Annotated in this window: 17 protein-coding genes; 6 read left to right on the top strand and 11 right to left on the bottom strand. The window is 61.0% G+C overall.

Going from position 1 to position 20,956, the window contains the following annotated elements; genetic code table 11:
- Positions 1-26: 26 nt before the first annotated feature.
- The 3 genes from ABIE28_RS06990 to ABIE28_RS06980 all read right to left on the bottom strand — a co-directional run bounded on the left by ABIE28_RS06990 (position 27) and on the right by ABIE28_RS06980 (position 3,219).
- Positions 27-707, bottom strand: coding sequence for a PilZ domain-containing protein (locus tag ABIE28_RS06990; RefSeq protein ID WP_354061399.1), 681 nt, complete (start codon positions 705-707; stop codon positions 27-29).
- 103 nt (positions 708-810) lie between these two features.
- Positions 811-2,331, bottom strand: a complete 1,521-nt coding sequence (locus ABIE28_RS06985; protein ID WP_354061397.1) for an ATP-binding cassette domain-containing protein — start codon at positions 2,329-2,331, stop codon at positions 811-813.
- 564 nt (positions 2,332-2,895) lie between these two features.
- Entirely contained in the window at positions 2,896-3,219 is a 324-nt protein-coding gene (locus ABIE28_RS06980; protein WP_354061395.1) for a hypothetical protein, read from the bottom strand.
- Between the two features lie 192 nt (positions 3,220-3,411).
- Here ABIE28_RS06980 and parE point away from each other — a divergent pair, with 192 nt between their 5' ends.
- The 4 genes from parE to ABIE28_RS06960 all read left to right on the top strand — a co-directional run bounded on the left by parE (position 3,412) and on the right by ABIE28_RS06960 (position 9,781).
- Complete coding sequence (gene parE, locus ABIE28_RS06975; protein ID WP_354061393.1) at positions 3,412-5,430, top strand: DNA topoisomerase IV subunit B; 2,019 nt, start codon at positions 3,412-3,414, stop codon at positions 5,428-5,430.
- Between the two features lie 178 nt (positions 5,431-5,608).
- A complete protein-coding gene (locus tag ABIE28_RS06970; protein WP_354061391.1) occupies positions 5,609-6,763 on the top strand; it encodes a cytochrome P450 in 1,155 nt (384 codons plus the stop codon).
- A gap of 329 nt (positions 6,764-7,092) precedes the next feature.
- The gene (locus ABIE28_RS06965) at positions 7,093-8,580 is read left to right on the top strand and encodes a DEAD/DEAH box helicase (protein WP_354061389.1); all 1,488 of its coding nucleotides are present in this window, start codon (positions 7,093-7,095) and stop codon (positions 8,578-8,580) included.
- Positions 8,581-8,725: 145 nt separating this feature from the next.
- Positions 8,726-9,781 carry a GGDEF domain-containing protein gene (locus ABIE28_RS06960; RefSeq protein ID WP_354061387.1) on the top strand — a complete coding sequence of 352 codons (1,056 nt, stop codon included), beginning with the start codon at positions 8,726-8,728 and terminating at the stop codon, positions 9,779-9,781.
- Between the two features lie 12 nt (positions 9,782-9,793).
- Here the strand turns inward: ABIE28_RS06960 and ABIE28_RS06955 are convergent, their stop codons facing one another.
- From ABIE28_RS06955 to ABIE28_RS06920, 8 genes are all read right to left on the bottom strand, one after another.
- Positions 9,794-11,074 carry a 3-phosphoshikimate 1-carboxyvinyltransferase gene (locus ABIE28_RS06955; protein WP_354061385.1) on the bottom strand — a complete coding sequence of 427 codons (1,281 nt, stop codon included), beginning with the start codon at positions 11,072-11,074 and terminating at the stop codon, positions 9,794-9,796.
- A 288-nt stretch (positions 11,075-11,362) separates the two neighbouring features.
- Positions 11,363-11,743, bottom strand: a complete 381-nt coding sequence (locus tag ABIE28_RS06950) for a HesB/IscA family protein (RefSeq protein WP_354061384.1) — start codon at positions 11,741-11,743, stop codon at positions 11,363-11,365.
- Positions 11,744-11,795: 52 nt separating this feature from the next.
- Positions 11,796-12,191, bottom strand: a complete 396-nt coding sequence (locus tag ABIE28_RS06945) for an SUF system Fe-S cluster assembly protein (protein WP_354061382.1) — start codon at positions 12,189-12,191, stop codon at positions 11,796-11,798.
- 12 nt (positions 12,192-12,203) lie between these two features.
- Complete coding sequence (locus tag ABIE28_RS06940; protein WP_354061380.1) at positions 12,204-13,424, bottom strand: cysteine desulfurase; 1,221 nt, start codon at positions 13,422-13,424, stop codon at positions 12,204-12,206.
- Positions 13,425-13,658: 234 nt separating this feature from the next.
- Positions 13,659-14,867, bottom strand: a complete 1,209-nt coding sequence (sufD, locus tag ABIE28_RS06935; protein ID WP_354061378.1) for a Fe-S cluster assembly protein SufD — start codon at positions 14,865-14,867, stop codon at positions 13,659-13,661.
- A 3-nt stretch (positions 14,868-14,870) separates the two neighbouring features.
- A complete protein-coding gene (gene sufC, locus ABIE28_RS06930; protein WP_354066416.1) occupies positions 14,871-15,620 on the bottom strand; it encodes a Fe-S cluster assembly ATPase SufC in 750 nt (249 codons plus the stop codon).
- A gap of 200 nt (positions 15,621-15,820) precedes the next feature.
- Complete coding sequence (sufB, locus tag ABIE28_RS06925; RefSeq protein WP_354061376.1) at positions 15,821-17,323, bottom strand: Fe-S cluster assembly protein SufB; 1,503 nt, start codon at positions 17,321-17,323, stop codon at positions 15,821-15,823.
- 69 nt (positions 17,324-17,392) lie between these two features.
- Positions 17,393-18,523, bottom strand: a complete 1,131-nt coding sequence (locus tag ABIE28_RS06920; protein WP_354061374.1) for a cysteine desulfurase family protein — start codon at positions 18,521-18,523, stop codon at positions 17,393-17,395.
- A gap of 287 nt (positions 18,524-18,810) precedes the next feature.
- Here ABIE28_RS06920 and ABIE28_RS06915 point away from each other — a divergent pair, with 287 nt between their 5' ends.
- A complete protein-coding gene (locus ABIE28_RS06915) occupies positions 18,811-19,473 on the top strand; it encodes an alpha/beta hydrolase (protein ID WP_354061373.1) in 663 nt (220 codons plus the stop codon).
- Between the two features lie 134 nt (positions 19,474-19,607).
- Positions 19,608-20,858 (top strand): tyrosine--tRNA ligase, encoded by a 1,251-nt coding sequence (tyrS, locus tag ABIE28_RS06910; RefSeq protein ID WP_354061371.1) that lies wholly within the window; start codon positions 19,608-19,610, stop codon positions 20,856-20,858.
- Positions 20,859-20,956 lie beyond the last annotated feature (98 nt).

Genomic DNA, 20,956 nt, shown 5'->3' with positions numbered 1-20,956 from the left:
TCCTTCACCATCGCAACGCTCCATTGTCAGCCGATCTTGAGCAGTGGCGGGCGCTCGGTTTTTGGCAGGTCGGCGCCGGGAGGCATCGCCATGCGCTTTTCCAGCTCTTCGGTGGGCTGGGTTTTACTGAACTCGACGGCAAAGCCGATATCGAGGCGGCGCACCACCTGCCCCACCATGGCACCAACGGCAACATGGGCGCCGCGTGCCGGCAGCACGGCGGCCGATACGGCAGCACCGGACTGGGAAATGTCGATGACGAAACACGGATAGTGCGAGCCGTCGCCAAGTGTCAGCACCGAGCGCGGATTGCGCGGCAGAATACGTGGGTGATCGCGCAGGTCCGGCACTGCATTGCGGGAATTGTCGCGCTTCCAGCGGATCTTGGCCGCCAGCTTGTCCTTGGCGTCTTCGTCGAGAATGAGTTCGGCGGCAAAGCCGGTGGGGAGTTCACGCGCCACTTGGGCGCGCAACATGCCAAAATCGGGGAAGTGCATGACGACCGTCTGGCCCTCTGGCACCGCGACGGCAGTGACGATGCTGGCCTGATTGGTCGAAATCGACAGCAGGCGGCAGGCATAGACCGGCACGGGCTCGTCAGCACCATCGCGGCGCTGCGACAGCGCATAGCATCCCGTCACCTGCCCCATGAAGCGAACAGCGGGACGAAGTGTTTTGCGGACGGGTTGTTGTTCTTGTTGCGACAAAGTCAGCCCCCCAGCTTGACCGAGCTGGAAGGCTAGACGGCAAACATAAATACTTTACCCACTGTGGCATCTACTTATTTGACAAAGTCGACGCAGTCGCTGGTCAGTTTTGCTCCATAGCGAGGGCGGCAAAGTGTGGTTCAGGGCTGTCGACTTCCTTGAGTTTTTTGCCTTCGATCAGGAAGAATCGGCTGCCGAGCCCCCGCACAAAGCTGCGGTCATGCGACACCAGAATGCAGGTGGCACCATGGGTGAGAATTTCATCCTCAAGACGTTCCTGGCCCGGAATGTCGACGTGGTTGGTCGGCTCGTCCAGCAGGTAGAAGTTCGGTTCGAGCAGCCGGATGGCCAACAGACCAAGCCGCGCCCGCTGACCGAAGGACAGTTCGGAGATCGGGCGGTCCTGCTTCTCGATGGCAAAGCCGGCCGCGGCCAAGAGGCTAATGCTGCGCTGGTCGCCCTGATTGAAGCGCCCGGCGATAAAGCCGAGCGGCGATTCCCTGGCTGGCAAAAAGCTCATGGCCTGATCGACATAGCCGGGCACCACCTGCGGGCTGACGCGAATGCCGGGCGTTTCGGTGCCCTTCATGGCGCGATGCACCAGACCGATGAACTGGGACTTGCCCGTGCCGTTGCGGCCGAGAATGACCAGCCGGTCACCCTGGAAGACGTGCAGCTTTTCCACCCGGAACAGCTTATCGCCCACTGGAGTGGTGACATCGACGTTTTCGATGGCGAGCAGCACCTTGGCCTGAGCGCCGCTATTGCCGAGCTTGATATCGCCGCTGCGCTCTTTGTGTAGGGATAGAACGGCGTTTTCGATCTTGGCGGCGCGTTCGCGCAGGTATTTGGATTTGACCACCAGCAGGTCGCTGCCGGAGTTGATGCCGATATTGGTGAGTTTCGCGGCCTGCTTGCGCAGGCGGCTGACTTCCTTGAGGTCGCGCTCGCGCTTGGCCTCGGCGGCCTCATCGGCCTCGGCCAGAGCGATGCGGGCCTTGCTATAGGGCAAAGCGTAGTAGTGTGACGCGTCGGGCCTTAGGAACAATGTCCGGTTCGTCGTGGCATCAAGGAACTGCCGGTCGTGGCTGGCGATGATGACCGGGATGTTGCGGGCCGCCTGATTGATCCAGTTTTCGAGTTGGAACAGCTTGCCGAGGTCAAGATGGTTGGTGGGTTCATCGAGCAGTAGTGCATCGGGTTGCAGCACCCAGCAGCGCGCGATGAGGGCAATGCGCTGCCAGCCGCCGCTGAGTTCAGTCAGCTTGCGGTTACGCATGGTGTCGGGCGTCTCGAACTCGTCGAGCACCACATCGACGCGCCAGCTGTCGGTGTCCCGATCGGCCGGCGGCAACGCTTCCAGCACCGCATCATAGAGCGTCAGGGCCATGCTTTTTTCGGGCATGTCCTGCTCGACATAGCCAACGGTGAGACCGCGCGAGCGCACAATCTCGCCCGATGTCAGCTCACCCTGCCCGGCCAAGGCGCGCAGCAAGGTGGTCTTGCCGCGGCCATTGCCTGCGACCAGGCCGACGCGGTCGCCGTCACTGATGACGAAGTTGAGATTGGAAAAGAGAGTTTCGGTGGCCACGAGGCCGGCATTGCGGAGGCTGATGGAGCCCATTTTCGTCTCACTGGAGTAGAAGCGCGTTAAAAGGCGCGCGTGCCGTCAGAAGGCGGTCAACGACCGCCACGAAGGGCAAACCAGATTGGGAGAGACAGAAAAGGAAGTCCGTACCAGTACCGGTCAGCCCTGCAGCTTGAGCCACAGGGCCTGGACGGGGCCACGAGAGCGGTGCTCGAACGAAAATGTCATCGCGCCCTCCTGGTTGGTGTGTCGCTTGCAATGACGAATAACCGCGCAGGGCGCGGAAATCAATCACGGCAGTTAGATGAGATAGAACATCGCCGCCATTAGCGCGATAACCCCGGAACGCGGGGCGGTGAACTTGGCCAGCCGGTACGCAATACCTGAAAACCCGGCATGCGGCCAAACACCGAAGACAACTGAACCGGCGGGAACCGGGTACGCAGAACTATGATCCCTGTCGGCTCGCATACGGTAACTCCAAACAAAAGACCGTATGACGTTGGTTTAGCAGCACGCGTTTAAGAAAGTGCTTTCAAGAGACGAACAGAACGTAAAGACGGCGCCCGATCTTGGGACGACTTTGTCTCTAACTGGCGCTTAGTTGGCGCGGCGTAGCTCCTGGGAGCCGTCGATTTGGCCGGTGCAGAAGTTGAAATCGAGCAGATAAACCCAGCCATCCCGGGTCGCACGCACCTGAATATGCTTCTTGTTTGGCACATTAAGGAAAATGTTGGTGTAGCCCAGGCTCGCCACTGTGGTGCGGATCTGCAGATCGGTCAGACACATGATGCGTTCAGGAAAAAAGTCTCGTGGCTCATCACCGAAAAAAACACCGAACCGCTGCTGCTGCGCCATGGCTGGTTGGGCCAACGCGCTGCCCAACAGAGCCGCTGTCAGCGCTAATGCGACAAACTTGTTCATCTCAGCCTCCAAAATCTGTCCAATTGGGCACCTTATATCCCCTTGCTTGAACGACTGCGAAACCGCTCGTTCATTCGGGGTTCAGCTTTGTGGACAAAGCGTGGACAGAGTTCTGGTTCCGGCATCGAAGGGTAATCGCTGGGATATGCTAAAAGGCGGAACGCCTGATTCGGGCGCAGATACGGAATGTGCATGTCGCAAGCAGAAGACCTTTTCGGCGGGCCAGTCGCAGCAACCCCGCAACCCGAACCCGTAAAGCCAACTCCCAAGGCCGCGCCCGTCGCGACCCCGGGATCGTATTCGGCTGACGATATTGAGGTTTTGGAAGGGCTTGAGCCTGTCAGACGCCGTCCGGGCATGTATATCGGCGGCACCGACGCCAATGCCCTGCACCACCTGTTTGCCGAAGTCATCGACAACTCGATGGACGAAGCCATTGGCGGCCATGCGACGCGCATCGAAGTCCATCTGGGCGAAGACGGCTACATCACCGTCAGCGATAACGGTCGCGGCATTCCCGTAGAGAACCATCCGAAATATCCCGGCCGGTCGACGCTCGAAATCGTGCACACCGTGCTGCACGCCGGCGGCAAGTTCGATTCCAAGGCCTATGAGACCTCCGGCGGCCTGCACGGCGTTGGCGTTTCGGTGGTCAATGCGCTGTCTGACGACATGGTCGTGGAAGTGGCGCGCGAGCAGCAGCTACATCGCCTGCGCTTTTCGCGCGGTATTCCGCAGGGCGCGATCGAGCATCTCGGCCGGGTGAACAACCGTCGCGGCACGACCACGCGCTTCCATCCCGATCCGCAGATTTTTGGCGATCTGGCGCATTTCTCGGCGGCGCGGCTGTTCCGCATGACGCGGGCGAAGGCGTATCTGTTTGCCGGCGTCGAGCTGCGCTGGAGCTGTGACGAGAGCCTCGTGACCGAGGACGCGCCGGCCAAGGCCGTGTTCCATTATCCCGACGGCCTCAAGGATTTCATGACCGCCCGCATTGAGGGCGAAACGCGCATTGTCGATGAGCTGTTCACCGGCACCCATGGCACGGCGGGCAAGCATGGCGCGGTGGAATGGGCGGTTGCCTGGACGCTGGGCGATGGCGGGGTCTCTTCTTATTGCAATACCGTGCCGACGCCCGATGGTGGCACGCACGAGGCGGGCCTGCGCAGCGCCCTGCTCCGCGGCCTCAAGAACTATGCCGAGCTGACCAAAAACAAAGCTGCCGCCGTGCTGACGGCCGACGACGTCTTCGCCCATTGCAGCGCCATGCTGTCGGTCTTCGTGCGCGAGCCAGAATTTGTGGGCCAGACCAAGGACAAGCTGGCCTCGGGTGAAGCGACGCGTATCGTTGATACGGCGCTGCGCGATGCGTTCGACCATTGGCTTGCGGCCTCGCCGAACCAGGCCGGCAAGCTGATGGACTGGGCCATCGAGCGGGCCGAGGAACGTCTCCGTCGCCGCAAGGAAAAAGAGATCGACCGCGCCAGCGCGACGCGTAAGTTGCGGCTGCCCGGCAAGCTGGCCGACTGCACACAGACGGCTGCACAGGGCGCAGAACTGTTCATCGTCGAGGGTGACTCGGCAGGTGGTTCGGCCAAGCAGGCGCGTAACCGCACCAGCCAGGCCGTGTTGCCGCTGCGCGGCAAGATATTGAACGTGGCGGGCGCCAGCCGCGAAAAGATGCAGGCGAGCCAATTGATCGCGGACCTGATCCAGGCGCTCGGCTGCGGCACGCGGGATCGCTATCGCGAAGAAGATCTGCGCTACGACAAGATTGTCGTGATGACCGATGCTGACGTGGACGGGGCCCATATTGCTGCGCTGCTGATGACGTTCTTCTTCCAGGAAATGCCCAAGCTGATCGATGGCGGGCACCTTTATCTGGCGCTGCCGCCGCTCTACCGCATCACGCAGGGCGCCAAGACGCTTTATGCGCGCGACGACGCGCACAAGACCGAACTGATGGCGACCGAGTTTACCGGCAAGAGCAAGGTCGAAATCAGCCGCTTCAAGGGCCTTGGCGAAATGCCGTTTGCGCATCTGCGCGAAACGACCATGTCGCCAAAATCCCGCACGCTGTTGCAGGTCAAGGTGCGCGACGATCTCGACGCCACGCGGATCAGCGTCGATCGCTTGATGGGCACCAAGCCCGAAGCGCGTTTCGACTTCATCCAGGAAAACGCGGCCTTCGTCACCGATCTGGACGTTTAGGCCGAGCCGCCATCGGCGGTTGTCAGTTTTGGCAGCCGCCGTTAATTTGAGGACATTACAGAGGTTCCGATGACCGCTTCGATCCGCTTGCGCTGAACTGACTTGAACCAACGCCGTCGCCCCATGCCCGCTGGCTGGGGACGATTTGCTGCGCTCAATTCAGAAAAGCGAAAAGCTGATGAACGTCTTCGACGTCCCCTCTGACCCTGCCTTCTGGCAGGACCCATTCCCATTTTATCAAGCCGCCCTGTCGCAAAGCGATGGCCTCCTCGCCATGAGTAGCGGCGGCTATGCCGTGCTGGGCTATGACGCCCTGTTTGAACTCGGCCGCGACCCGCGCGTCGAAGGCTTTCCGTTTCCGGCCGAAGGCCTTGGGGCGGACAGCGACAATATCTTCCGGCTGCTCCAATGGGGCCTCTTCGCCATGAGTGCGCCACTGCACCGACCCTTGCGGCAGGCGGTGATTGCAGGGCTGTCCGCGGTGCGGATCGGCAACCTGCAGGAGTTCGCGTTAGCCATGGCCCGGGAACAGCGCGCCGTATTGGCGGCCGCAACCACACCCGATCTGTTGGAGCATTTCACCAAGCCGTTGGCGGCGCGGGTCTATTGCCGGTTTGTTGGTCTCGATGAGGCTGAAGTCCCCGGCATCGTGGAGGCCATCGACCGAATTGGCGACCAGTTCAATGGCCGTGCACCGGAGGGGGCTGATTTGGCTAACCGGTCGGCGCGCGCGCTGCTGGCCCAGCTGGAGCGGTGCGAGGCAGAAGGCACCTCCGACTTGATCCGTGACATTGCGGCAAAGCTGCCAGCGGATAGCCCGGCTTCGGCCAGCGAACTCGTCGGCAGTTTCGTGTTCGACAATGTGGAGATGCTATCGACAGGGCTGTTCAACGTTCTGGAACTGCTGATGCGGCGCGAGGCGTTCAGCGATGAATTGGCTGACGGCACATTCACCCGGAAAGCGGCTGTGCAGGAAGCCTATCGGCTGGCCACACCGGCGACCCTGACCAGCCGAATTGCGCATGAGGACATCGACTGGAACGGTCACCATATTGTTGCGGGTTCACCGCTGATGATGTGGTGGGCCGCCGGAAACCTTGATGAAACGGCCTTTCCGGAGCCCCTGCTGTTCGATCCCAATCGGGCGAATAATCGCCATCTGTCGTTTGGTGTGGGGGCGCATGCCTGCCTCGGGCGACATATCAGCTCGGTCGTGACCGAGGCGGCGGTCGGAGCTTTGCTTGTGGAAGCGCGTGTGCGACCACTCGGCGACACGGTTTTTCTGCCGCAGCTGACGCGTATTGTTGAGCGCTTTGCAGTGCATCTGGACTAGTGCGAAGGGCTGCCGGAGCAATCTGGCAGCCCTTGATAACCCTAAAACCCGCAGACCCGTTGACTCACAAGGGGTTTGCGCTATGGTCCGCGCCGCTGGAGCATTTCCGGTTTGACGCCGTGTTACTACTCATGCGCGCTCATCGCCGAATTTTCCCCAGGGTCACCCCGCTGTATTATTGCAGGTTCTGCATTCCGTCCGGTGGCCGCCAGTTGTGGACGCGTTCGCGTGCTGAATTCCCGCCCACTACTGAAGACCCCGGAGTACCGTTCGAATGTCTCGAACTGGAACTGGCCCCGGGCCACATATTCTGAGTGGAATTACCGAACTTGACTGATGATTTTTCCGGGCTGGGCCTGTCCACCAAAGTAACCGATGCTGTTCTGGCTGCTGGCTATACCAAGCCAACCGAGATCCAGGCGCAGGCCATTCCGCATGTCCTGCAGAAGAAGGATGTCATCGGCATCGCGCAGACCGGCACCGGCAAGACGGCAAGCTTTGTGCTGCCCATGCTGCATTTGCTGGAAAACGGCCGCGCCCGCGCTCGTATGCCCCGTACGCTCATTCTCGAACCGACGCGCGAACTCGCAGCGCAGGTTTCCGAGAACTTCGAGAAGTACGGCAAGAACCACCGTCTCACCATGGCGCTGATCATCGGCGGCGTGTCGTTTGAAGACCAGAACAAGAAGCTCGATCGCGGCGTTGACGTTTTGATCGCCACGCCCGGCCGCCTGCTCGACCAGATCGAGCGCGGCAAGATCATGCTCAACGGGGTTGAAATCCTCGTCATCGACGAAGCCGACCGTATGCTCGACATGGGCTTCATTGACGACATCGAAAAGATCGTCAATCGCCTGCCACCACGCCGCCAGACCATGCTGTTCTCGGCGACAATGGATGCGCAGATTGAGAAGCTGACCAAGAAGTTCCTCAAAGACCCGGTGCATGTGCAGGTTTCTCGCGCAGCATCGACGGCCGACACCATCGACCAGAAGCTGGTCAAGGTCGGCTCCAAGCCTGAAGACAAGCGCGCTGCGCTGCGCGACCTGATCAAGGGCTCCGAAGCCCTGACCAACGCGATCATCTTCTGCAATCGCAAGCGCGACGTGGCGACACTTGCCCGCTCGCTCGAACGCCACGGCTTTAGTGCCGGCGCGCTGCATGGCGATATGGACCAGAAGAGCCGCACCGAAACGCTCGATGCGTTCAAGAACAACCGTCTGACACTGCTGGTCGCCAGCGACGTTGCAGCGCGCGGCCTCGACATTCCAGCTGTGAGCCACGTGTTCAACTTCGATGTTCCAGTGCATGCCGAAGACTATGTGCACCGTATCGGCCGGACTGGTCGTGCCGGTCGTCTGGGCGTTGCCTATACGCTGGTTGGCCCGGCCGACAGCAAGCATCTCGATGCTATTCTCAAGCTGATCCAGAAGCCGATCGACTGGCTCGAAACATCGAGCAAGCCGACGGCAGCCGCACCCGCGACCGAAGAAGACGCAGCCGAGCGCCCTGCCCGTCCCGCACGCTCGCGTCGCGGTGGCCCACGCACCCGCAAGGAAGCGGAAGCCGCAGCAGCGCAGGTTGCGCCTGAAAAGATCGTCGAGCCAGCAGCACCCGTTGCTGTCGAGAAGGTTGAAAAGGCCGAGCCAGCCGAGCGGGCCAATCCGCCACGCAACGCACAGCGCCCACAGCGCAACAGTCGCGAGCGGCCAAAGGCGACGGATAATGATTCGGACGTAAGCAACAGTACGTCCCCATTCGGCAATGACGGCCCAATCCCAGCGTTTCTGCTGCGCCCAACCCGCATCGCCGGGTAATGAATCACGAAATGACTGTGCAAGTACTCGCTTTATTGCGAGTGCACAGTTGTGTTCATTAAGACCTCGGCGTTAACTATGTCTGTGACTCCAGCCACGGTGCAAATCGGGCTGGACGAGGCGCAACGTTGCGCGAGGGGTAGAGTTGTCCGATCAGGAATTCAAACGCGCTCTCGGTTATGCCAACTCAGCATTTGATTTGCTGAAGCGGAGCGGAATTCCGCCGTATCCTCAATTCTATGAGCTACTTTACACTTACTCAACCGGCGTCAATCCGAACCTAAATACCCGGATCAATGCCATCTTCCGCTCCGGCGACGCGCCAACGGCAGACCTCGCCGAAACGCTTTATGATGAGTTTCTCAAATCAGACATGAGCGACCGCATTTCCGATGTTTCGGAGCGGATGCACGAGCGCATTGGCGCCGTGCACAAGGCCATCGATTCTGCGATGAGCACGGCTCAGGCCTATTCCGGCTCTCTTGATGCGGCCAGTGATGTGCTGGACGGCGAAATGTCGGCCAGCGCGATCAAGGCGCTGACCAGCACGCTGCTTGCGGAAACGCGACGCATGCAGGAAAACAACCACGCGCTTGAGAGCCAGCTTGCGGCCTCGCGCGACGACATTGCCTCGCTGCAGCGCGATCTCGACCATGTGCGGCGCGAATCGATGCTCGATCCGCTGACCAAGATCGCCAATCGCAAAAGCTTCGACGAAGGCATGGAGAATGCGATTGCCGAGGCCAAGGCCGACGGCACGCCACTATCGCTGATGATCGTCGATATCGATCACTTCAAAAATTTCAACGACACCTATGGCCACCAGACCGGCGACCAGGTGTTGCGCCTCGTGGCGATGACACTGAAGTCCAATATCAAGGGCAAGGATCTTGCCGCGCGCTATGGCGGCGAAGAATTCGTGGCTATCCTGCCATCGACCGATGTCGAAGGCGCGGTGATCGTGGCCGAGAATGTGCGCAGCGCCATTCAGGCCAAGGAATTGCTCAAGCGGTCGACCAATGAAAAGCTCGGCCGCATCACGGCGTCTTTTGGCGTTGCCGCGTTCCGGCCCAATGACACGGCGTCATCGCTGATCGAGCGGGCTGACCGGTGCCTGTATGCCGCCAAGCACGCGGGGCGTAACCGCGTGCTCAGCGAAAAAGAACTCGAAAACGCACCGCCACGCCGCGCGGTCGGCTAGGACTAGACGGCCCTATGTCGTCGGCGTCAGTTCGACGCCCAAAGCCGCCAGCATGTCCCAATAGGCGGGATAGGTCTTGCCGGTGCAGGCTGGGTCCAAAATAACGATTCCCGGAACACGCAGGCCCGCCAGGGCAAAGCTCATGGCGATACGATGATCGTGATAGGTCTCGATCTTGGCACGCGAATTGCGCCCCGCCACCTTGGCCGCCAGATCGGGATCGGACGCCACCAGCAGATCATCGCCCTCCTCGGTGCCGAGGCCCGGCAGGATGCGATTGAGCTCGTTGGCGACGGCACGGATGCGATCGGTTTCTTTGACGCGCAGATTGGCAATGCCGACGAAGCGCACCGGGTGGTTGTTGAACGCGGCGAGCACCGCCAACGTCGGCACGGCGTCCTGCATCTGCGAGCCGTCGATCACGGCAGGCATATCGGGGAATTGCGCGATAATGGCCTGCGCAGCGGCGTCTGGCTGCGTGAAGGCGTCAGCCGCCATCCCAAGGTCGATCTTGCCGCCTGTCAGCGCCTCGATGCCCCAGAGATAGGTTGCCGCCGAGGCGTCGGGCTCGACCAATAGATCGGTCGCGACATAGCCAGTCGGCTGCACCAGCCAGGTGCCGGCATCGACCTGCTCGACCTGCGCGCCAAAGCTGCGCATGGCGGCCAGCGTCAGTTCCACATAGCCGCGCGCGCCGATTTCGGTGCCCGTCAGCGCAACCTCGATCTGGGCGTCGCCAAGCGGCGCGGCCATCAGCAGGGCCGAAACATACTGGCTGGAGAGGCCGCCATCGATCTCGACGCGGCCGGCACCAAAGCTACCCTTGCCGCGAACGGTGACGGGCGGGCAACCGGTTGGGCTGGTTGCGTCGATACCGAGGGACTGCAAGGCGGTAACCAGTGGGCCAATCGGCCGAACGCGCATTTCGTCATCGCCGTCGACGATGACTTCGCCATCGACGGTTGCAACGGCGGCGGTCAGGAAACGAGTGGCCGTGCCGGCATTGCCGAGGAATAGCGGGCCACCCGGCTGCTGCAAGCGGCCTGTGCTGGTCACCACAAAGCTGGTCGCGTCGGGCTCTTCCACGGTCACGCCCATCTGCCGCAAAGCGGCTGCCATCAGGGTCGTGTCCTTGCTCTTGAGCGCGCCGGTCAAACGGCTGGTGCCGTTGGCAAGCGCCGCGAGCAAGAGCGCACGGTTGGTGATGGATTTCGACCCCGGCGGCGAAACGCGACCGACAAGCGGACGGTTTGGCGGAGTGATGGCGAGCGCAGGCGGAAGTGGGTTCAGCATGATGGCCGGATCAATGCCTCATGGTGACGCGCGGTGCAACTGGGTTGCTACCAAGATTGTCCGATATGCGTTTGATGGGAGGGATCGGAGTACCCCCACCTCGCCTACCCCTGATAGGGGGAGGAATCCGGCCGTTGGGTGTCATGAGATTGTGCCGCAAACTGGATGGGATTCCTCCCCCTTTTCAGGGGGAGGTTAGGTGGGGGTATTCTTGCTTGGGATAGACAGCGCAGAAACAAAAATCCCCGCTTTCGCGGGGATCGTATCGTTTCGTGATGCATCTGGGCTTCAGGCCGTTGCTCTCGCCTCGGCAATTGCCCTCAAGTCCGCAGGCTTGAGGGTCACACTTTCGCCGCAGCCACATTCGCCGGTCTGGTTGGGGTTCTTGAAGGTAAAGCCCGAGCTCATCTTGGCGGTTTCGAAATCCATCACCGTGCCGAGCAGGTACATGGTCGCCTTGGGGTCGATCCAGACGTTGACGCCCTTGTCGGTGACGTGGTCGTCGCCCTTCACCGGCTCGGCGACGTAATCCATCGTATAGGCAACGCCAGCGCAGCCGGAATTCTTGATGCCGATGCGCAGGCCGATGACGGGCTTATCGGAATCTTCGATGATCTCGGTGATGCGCTCGGCGGCGGCATCGGTCAGCGACATGATCTTGAAGGCCATGGACGTCACTTTCTATCGGCATTTCACGATATATAGCGTGAAGCGCGCCGAATTACCACCAGTTCAGCGCAACCTGGGCTTCTTCACTCATCCGTGTAGCGTCCCATGGCGGATCAAACACCATGTTGACCGTCACGTCCTGAATGCCTTCGACGCCACGCGCGGCGTTCTCAACCCAGCCGGGCATTTCGCCGGCAACCGGGCAGCCAGGCGCTGTCAGGGTCATGTCAATGACAAGGTTGCGGTCGTCGTCGAGATCGACCTTGTAGATCAGGCCCAGCTCATAGATATCGACCGGGATTTCCGGGTCGTAGACGGTCTTGAGCGCGCCGATCAGATCGGACGTGATGCGCTCGACTTCCGATTCCGGCAGCTCGCTCGAAATTGTGGGCTGGATGCGCTGATCCGGGATAGCCGGTGCGGGAGCGATTTCGGGTTCGTCGGTCATGTGGTCCTCGCGTTACGCGAAAAATTTCTGGGCGCGTTCGATGCCGTCCACCAGCGCGTCCACGTCGTCCTTGCCGTTATATAGGGCGAAGGAGGCGCGGCAGGTAGAGGTGACACCGAAACGTTTGAGCAGCGGCATCGCGCAATGCGTGCCGGCGCGGACGGCAATGCCGTAGCGGTCGAGAATAGTGGAGACGTCATGGGCGTGGGCGCCGGCGATTTCAAACGAGAAGATACCGCCCTTCCCCGGCGCCGTGCCGATCATGCGCAGCGAATTGATCCGACTGAGGCGTTCGTGGGCGTATTCGGCCACGGCATGCTCGTGTCCGGCAATGGCGTCGCGGCCCAGCGTTTCCATATAGGTCAGCGCCGCGCCGAGGCCGATGGCCTGAACGATCGGGGGCGTGCCGGCCTCGAAACGGTGCGGTGGCTCGTTATAGGTGACGGTGTCCATGGTCACGACGTCGATCATTTCGCCGCCGCCCATATAGGGCTGCATTTCGGCCAGCAGGTCGTATTTGCCATAGAGCACGCCGATGCCCGTCGGGCCGTAAAGCTTGTGGCCGGTCATGACGTAGAAATCGGCGCCGATGTCCTGCACGTCCACTGTGGTGTGAACCGCGCCCTGGCTGCCGTCGATCAGCACCGGAATGCCACGGGCATGCGCGATCTCGACTATGTCTTTAACTGGGGTGATGGTGCCCAGTACGTTGGACATATGGGTAACCGCAACCATACGGGTGCGGTCGGTCAGCGCGGCGGCGAAGGCGTCAATATCGAAGCTGCCATCATCGCGGACATCGACCCATTTGATGACCGCGCCCTTGCGCTCGCGATGGAAGTGCCATGGCACGATATTGGAGTGGTGCTCCATGATCGTGGTCACGATCTCGTCGCCTTCGCTGATGCGCGGACCGGCAAAGGACTGCGCGACAAGGTTGATCGCCTCGGTGGCCGAGCGGGTGAAGATGATCTCTTCAACGCGGCCAGCATTGAGGAATTTGCGCGCGGCTTCACGCCCGCCTTCATAGGCCTCGGTGGCACGATTGGCGAGCGTGTGAAGGCCCCGATGCACGTTGGCGTATTCGTGGCGGAAGGCATAATCCATCCGGTCGAGCACCTGCACCGGCTTTTGCGCCGATGCGCCGCTATCGAGATAGACCAGCCGATGGCCGTGGATGACCTCGGACAGGATCGGAAAATCGGCGCGGACTTTTTCGAGGTCGAAGGTCATGCAAATTCCCAATGTCTCAGTCGACACCCTCCCCCTTGCGGGGAGGGATCAAGGGTGGGGCTGGATTGGCCCCAATATCGGGGCTCTCAACACCCCTCCCGTCCTCCCCCGTCGAGGGGGAGGTGCCGGGCTGTGGGCATGGCACGTTGGTGCCCTAGCCCCGTAAAGGCCCCCTCACCCGGCGCTGCGCGCCGACCTATCCCCCCGAGGGGAGAGGTGAAGAGGAGATCGGCACTACTTACCCAGCAGCCAGCCGTCGATGATGCCGTGCAGGGCTTCGGCGAGGGCTTCGTCTTCGATGGGGTCGACGAGTTCCTCGAGGAAACCGCGCACCAGCATGGTTTCGGCTTCTTCCTTGGGGATGCCGCGGCTCATCAGATAGAACATGCTGTCTTCGTCGAGCTTGCCGCAGGTCGAGCCATGGCCGCAAACGACGTCGTCGGCATAGATCTCGAGCTCAGGCTTGCTGAGAATCTCAGCTTCGTCCGACAGCATCAGGCCCTGATGCATGAACTTGGCATCGGTCTTCTGGGCGTCGCGCGCCACGACCAGCTTGCCCTGCACCACCGACTTGCCGCGACCGCGGGCAATCGACTTGAACAGCGGCTGGGACGTAGTGCCTGGCACGGCGTGCAGAGCATCCATGGTGATGTCGGCGTGCTGGCCGTCGGACACCAGATTCAGGCCCGTGATGTCGCCGTGAGCGCCTTCGCCTTCATAGCGCGGGAAAACTTGGGTACGGCTGAGGCCGGCGCCGGCATGGATGACCAGCGTGCGCAGCTTGGCGCCATCGGCGAGATGGTACTCGTTGCTGGCGAAATGGGCTGCAGCGCGCGGCGACAGGTCAATCGTGACGTGGGTGACGACGGCGTTCTTGCCCAGGGCAAGATAGGTGCCGTGGTTGCCGACGTGAGCTGCGTCGGAACCCGAGAAGGTTTCGAGGATCACGGCCGACGCGTTGTCAGCCACGAAGATCTTGACCGAGTCGGCGACATGGGCGGCTGCGCCTTCGATGCGACGCTCGATCTGGATCACCGGATCGACGCTGTTTTCGAGCGTCAGGGTCAGGCTTTCCTTGGCGAGCGCGCCATTGAGGTGCACCAGCACATCATCGCGGGTCGACAGGACGCCACCGGCGGTCTTGCCCACGATAACGCCTGCTGGTGCCGTAGAGGCCGTCTGGACCACGCCATTGGCGATCATCAGCTGATAGGCGCCGGGAACGCGCAGCGCAGGAGCGCTGGCTTCGTTGGCAGCCTGGGCCAGCGGCGGAATGGTCCGCAGCAGCGTCTTGAGGTCGGTATAGTGATAGGCCTCGACGCGACGGGTCGGCAGGCCAGCAATGGTGATGCGTTCGGCTTCAGCCGTCGCGCCAACAGAGTTGAGCTGCTCGATCAGTGTGTTCTCGGCTGCTCCGAGCCGGACGGGAATGGACAGGGTCATGGATCAGGCCGCCGCGCCGTCGAAGTCGGCATAGCCCTTGGCTTCGAGCTGAAGCGCCAGGTCCTTGTCGCCGCTCTCGACGATCTTGCCGTCGGAGAACACATGCACCACGTCGGGCACGATGTGGTTCAGCAGGCGCTGATAGTGGGTGATGACCAGCATCGAACGGCCGCCATTGCGCAGCGCGTTGACGCCCTTGGACACAACCTGCAGCGCATCGATATCGAGGCCGGAATCGGTCTCGTCGAGGATGCACATCTTGGGCTGGAGCAGTGCCATCTGCAGCACTTCGGCGCGCTTCTTTTCGCCACCGGAGAAACCGACATTCAATGGGCGCTTGAGCATATCGGTGTCGATGTTGAGATCGGTACCTGCGGTCTTGACCGCACGCATGAAGTCCGGGGTCGACAGTTCGCCTTCGCCGCGCGCCTTGCGCTGGGCATTCATGGCCGCCTTGAGGAAGGTCATGGTGGCGACGCCGGGGATCTCGATCGGGTACTGGAAGGCTAGGAACAGGCCGGCAGCCGCGCGCTCATGGGGATCCATGTCGAGCAGGTTTTCGCCATCGAGCAGGACTTCGCCGTCGGTGATTTCGTAGTCTTCCTTGCCGGCAAGCACATAGCTCAGCGTCGACTTGCCTGAACCGTTACGGCCCATCACGGCATGCACTTCGCCGGGCGGAATGATCAGGTTCACGCCCTTGAGGATTTCACGATCTTCAATGCGCGCATGCAGGTTGCGGATTTCAAGGATTGGGGTGGTCATCAGTCGGTCTCCAGGGCGCCAGTTAGTCGCCAGTTTCGTTAAGGCCCCTCACCCGCCCTTCGGGCGACCTCTCCCCCAAAGGGAGAGGTGGGTGCGAGCCATCATTCTGCTCTTCACCTCTCCCTTTGGGGGAGAGGTCGGCGCAACGCGCCGGGTGAGGGGGCCTTTCCGGCGCCCTACCCCAAAACTTATCCCACGCTGCCTTCGAGGCTGATCGAGATCAGCTTCTGGGTTTCGACCATGAACTCCATGGGCAGATGCTGCAGCACGTCGCGGACGAAGCCATTGACGATCAGGGCCACAGCTTCTTCCTCGTTGAGGCCGCGCTGGGCGCAGTAGAACATCTGGTCGTCGGAGATCTTGGACGTGGTGGCTTCGTGCTCGAACACCGCCGTGCCATTGCGGCTTTCGATGTAAGGCACGGTGTGGGCACCGCATTTGTCGCCGATGAGCAAACTGTCGCACTGGGTGAAGTTACGGGCGTTCTTGGCCTTGGCGTGGGCAGAAACCTGACCGCGATAGGTGTTGTCCGAGAAGCCGGCGGCGATACCCTTGGCGATAATCCGGGAAGACGTGTTCTTGCCCAGATGGATCATCTTGGTGCCGCTATCGACCTGCTGGTAGCCGTTCGAAATGGCGATGGAATAGAACTCGCCGCGCGAACCGTCGCCACGCAGGATGCAGCTTGGATACTTCCAGGTGATCGCCGAACCGGTTTCCACCTGGGTCCAGGAAATCTTGGAATTGTCGCCACGGCAATCGCCACGCTTGGTGACGAAGTTGTAGATGCCGCCCTTGCCGTCCTTGTCGCCCGGATACCAGTTCTGGACGGTGGAATACTTGATCTCGGCGTTTTCGAGCGCAACGAGTTCAACCACTGCGGCGTGCAGCTGGTTTTCGTCGCGCATCGGAGCGGTGCAGCCCTCGAGATAGCTCACATAGGAGTCAGCTTCGGCGATGATGAGCGTGCGCTCGAACTGGCCGGTCTTTTTCTCGTTGATGCGGAAATAGGTCGACAGCTCCATCGGGCAGCGAACGCCCTTGGGGATGTAGACGAACGATCCGTCGGTGAAGACTGCCGAATTCAGCGTGGCATAATAGTTGTCCGAAACCGGCACGACCGAAGCGAGGTACTTCTGCACCAGCTCGGAATGCTCGCGGATGGCTTCAGAGATCGAGCAGAATATGATGCCAACCTTGGCCAGTTCTTCGCGGAACGTGGTGACGACCGACACCGAATCCATCACCGCGTCGACGGCAACCTTGGGACGCTCGACGCCAGCCAGAATTTCGCGCTCCTTGAGCGGAATGCCGAGCTTGTCGTACATCTTGAGCAGTTCAGGATCGACTTCGTCGAGGCTGGTCGGCGCCGGCGTCGATTTGGGCGCGGCGTAGAAGTACATGTCCTGAAGATCGATCTTCGGATAATGAACCTTGGCCCAGTTCGGCTCTGTCATGGTCAGCCAGCGCGCATAGGCTTCGAGACGCCAGTCCAGCATCCACTGGGGCTCATTCTTTTTGGCGGAGATGAAGCGGACAGTGTCTTCGCTCAGGCCCTTTGGAGCCATGTCGGATTCGATATCGGTCTCGAAACCGTACTTGTACTTGTCCACATCGAGCGAACGCACCGAGTCAACGGTGGCGCGGTCAATGTTTTCCTTGAGCGTCGGAATGTCGTCGTAGTCCGCCATGATTGGCTTCTCCTATTTACCCGACTGGCGATTCAAGGTCGCCGCGAGCCGTCAAAACTCTTGCGCGGCCTAAGCCGCCTGCCCTTGCCGCGCCCGCTGGCGCTCAAGGATTGATTGGTAACCGGCAGTAAACGCATCGACGTCCGCCGCCGTGGAATTCCAGCCCAGGCTAACGCGCAGGGCACATTCGGCGAGATCCGCCGATACGCCCATGGCTGCCAGCACATGGCTTGGTCCGACTTTGCCCGACGAGCAGGCCGAACCTGACGAAACGGACAGACCCAAAAGGTCCAGCCCCATCATCGCCGTCGTATTCTTGACGCCGGGCACGGCAAAATTTGTGACATTGCCCAGACGATTGCCCCCGAACACCACTGCGTCGCCGGAAAGTGCGGCTTCCAGCTGAGCGATCAACGACTGAACGTTGGCGGTCGCATAGCGCGTTTCGATGGCCGCAGCAGCCGCGCCAAACGCCGCAATCAGGGCCGCAGCCTCGGTGCCGCCGCGCCTGCCCTGCTCCTGCCCGCCACCGGGAATAAGCCGGACGACATCGGCATGCGCCTTGACCAGCAGTGCGCCGATACCGGCCGGAGCGCCAATCTTGTGGCCGCTGACCGCCATCATATCGGGTGCGGAAGCGGCAAATTCGAGGGGCAGCTTGCCAAAGGCCTGTACCGCGTCGATGAATAGTGTGTGACGGGTCGGACCAACGATCGCGTTGATGCGGCCAATTGGCTGCACCACGCCGGTTTCGTTGTTCACCCAATGCAGCGCGACCAGCAGGTTGCCCTCGGCATCAGCGACAGTCTTGGCCAGTTGATCGAGATCAATGCTGCCATCGGCCAGAAGCGCGATGGTGATGACGGGCAAGCCAGTTGCCTCGGCGGCCTTGGCGACTGCGGCATGTTCGCCGGCGCTGATGACAATGGCGGTCGATGCGAAGGTTTTGGCGCCGCCGACAATGGCCTGCGTGATCGCTTCGGTGGCAGACCCGGTGAACACCACCTGCTTGCGCTCGGCGCCCGCGAGGGTCGCGACCTGGGAGCGAGCGGTGTCGATCATATTGCGCAGCGCGCGGCCGTGGCCGTGTACGGAGGATGGGTTGCCAACGAGGTCCAGAGCAGCAATCAGCGCCGCCCGCGCTTCAGGCAGAAGCGGGGACGCGGCGTTGTGATCGAGATATATCGCCGCTCGCGTCATTGGTTTCCCAGGTGGCGCATGCGCGCCGGTCATACCATCCATGTCCAGTTCAAGGCGTCGTAGCGCCATCGAATCCAAACACTTCTTGAAATTTGACGCCCAACTTCATTACAAGGGGCGCACTTACAGGCCGCTATGCGGCCTAAAACCCGTTTTGAACAATTCTAAACTGGTGTTTTCGACCCATGTTTTAGGCAGCGAGGCGCGCTTAGTCAAGCCGCAACGCCGCCGACGCGGAGCCGAGAAGACCACGCAATAGAGCCAAAAGTGGCCGGAAAAGTTGACCCATGCCAGAAGTGATTTTCAATGGTCCCGAGGGCCGTCTGGAAGGCCGTTACCAGCCAGGCAAGGAGCCCAATGCTCCGATCGCCATCGTGCTTCATCCCCATCCGCAGTTTGGCGGGACGATGAACAACCAGATCGTCTACAATCTCTTCTATATGTTCGCCGAGCGCGGCTTCGCTGTGCTGCGCTTCAACTCGCGCGGCGTCGGCCGTTCGCAGGGCATGTTCGATCACGGCATCGGTGAACTCTCCGACGCGGCCGCCGCGCTCGACTGGCTGCAGGTCATCAACCGCGAATCGCGCGGCTGCTGGATTGCCGGTTTTTCGTTCGGCGCCTGGATCGGCATGCAGCTTCTGATGCGTCGTCCAGAAGTTGAAGGCTTCATCTCGGTTGCGCCACCAGAAAACCTCTACGACTTCTCGTTCCTCGCCCCCTGCCCGTCTTCGGGCCTGATCATCCATGGTGACAAGGACCGCGTTGCGCCGCCAACGTCGGTGCAGAAGCTGGTCGACAAGCTCAAGACCCAGAAGGGCATCGTCATCGAGCAGCAGATCGTCGAGGGCGCCAACCACTTCTTTGAAGGCAAGATCGACGAACTGACCACGCGTTCGGCTGATTATCTCGACCGTCGCCGGCTCGAGATCGCCGCCGGCGGCGGGCGCTAAGTTTTAAAGCGCAGCTTCGCGATCCGTTGGAAGGGACCTCATCCTGAGCCTGTCGAAGGACGGGGTCCCGCATGCACCGACCTCGTGGTTCGACAAGCTCACCATGAGGTCTCAACAGCCTCGTTGGTCTTTAAATGACAAAATTCAAATCCGACTTCCTGCGCGTTCTCGATGAGCGCGGCTTCATTCACCAGATTTCCGACCCTGAGGGGCTCGACGCGCTGGCGCTCAAGGGCCCGATCAGCGGCTATGTCGGCTATGACGCGACGGCAACGTCGATCCATATCGGCAATCTGATCTCGGTCACCATGCTCTACTGGTTGCAGGAAACCGGCCACAAGGCGATTAGCCTGATGGGCGGCGGCACCTCGATGGTTGGCGACCCGTCGTTCCGCGATGATCAGCGCAAGCTGCTGACCACCGAGCAGATCGACGTCAACATCGAGAGCATCAAGAAGGTTTACAGCAACATCTTGAACTATGAGGGCTCCAATCCAGCCACCATGGTCAACAATGCCGACTGGCTGCTGAAGCTGAACTATGTCGAGTTCCTGCGCGATGTGGGCCGCCACTTTTCGGTCAACCGGATGCTGAGCTTTGATTCGGTGAAGCTGCGGCTGGACCGCGAGCAGTCGCTGAGCTTCCTCGAATTCAACTACATGATCATGCAGGGCTACGACTTCACCGAGCTGAACCGGCGCTATGGCACGGTGCTGCAGATGGGTGGGTCTGATCAGTGGGGCAACATCATCAATGGTGTGGACCTCAATCACCGCATGGGCGGCGAACAGCTTTATGCGCTGACGACGCCTTTGCTGACCAAGTCGAGCGGCGAAAAGATGGGCAAGTCCGCATCGGGCGCTGTCTGGCTCAATGGCGACCTCTTCAGCCCCTATGATTTCTGGCAGTATTTCCGCAACACCGAAGACGCCGACGTCGGCAAGTTCCTCAAGATCTTCACGCGCCTGCCGCTGAGCGAAATCGCCAAGCTGGAAGCGCTGGGTGGAACCGAGATCAACGAAGCCAAGAAGATTCTGGCGACCGAGATCACCGCCATCGTGCATGGCCGTGCTGCGGCTGAAGAAGCGGCGCACACAGCACGCCAGACGTTTGAAACAGGCTCGATCGACCTGTCCCTGCCAACGTCGACCGTGACCCATGCCGAACTGGCCAACGGCCTCGGCATTCTCGCCGCACTGGTGACGGCTGGTCTTGCCGGGTCGAACGGCGAGGCACGTCGCCATATCCAGTCGGGTGCGGTGCGGGTCAATGATGCGGTGATCGAGGACGACAAGCTCAACATCGGCGACAATGCGCTGCTGCCTGAGGGCGTCATCAAGCTATCGGTCGGCAAGAAGCGCCATGCGCTGATCAAGCCGGTCTAAGACCACTGTCCATCGGTGTTCTGCTAACAGAGGGGTTCCCGCCAAAGCGGGAACCCCTCTGTTGTGTTTTGAGACCCTGAAACGCAGATCGGGGTGGT

This window comes from Devosia sp. 2618, assembly GCF_040546815.1.
In the GTDB taxonomy this organism is placed as follows: domain Bacteria; phylum Pseudomonadota; class Alphaproteobacteria; order Rhizobiales; family Devosiaceae; genus Devosia.
Note: the sequence above shows the minus strand (reverse complement) of the source record. Positions and strands in the feature narration are given on the sequence as shown.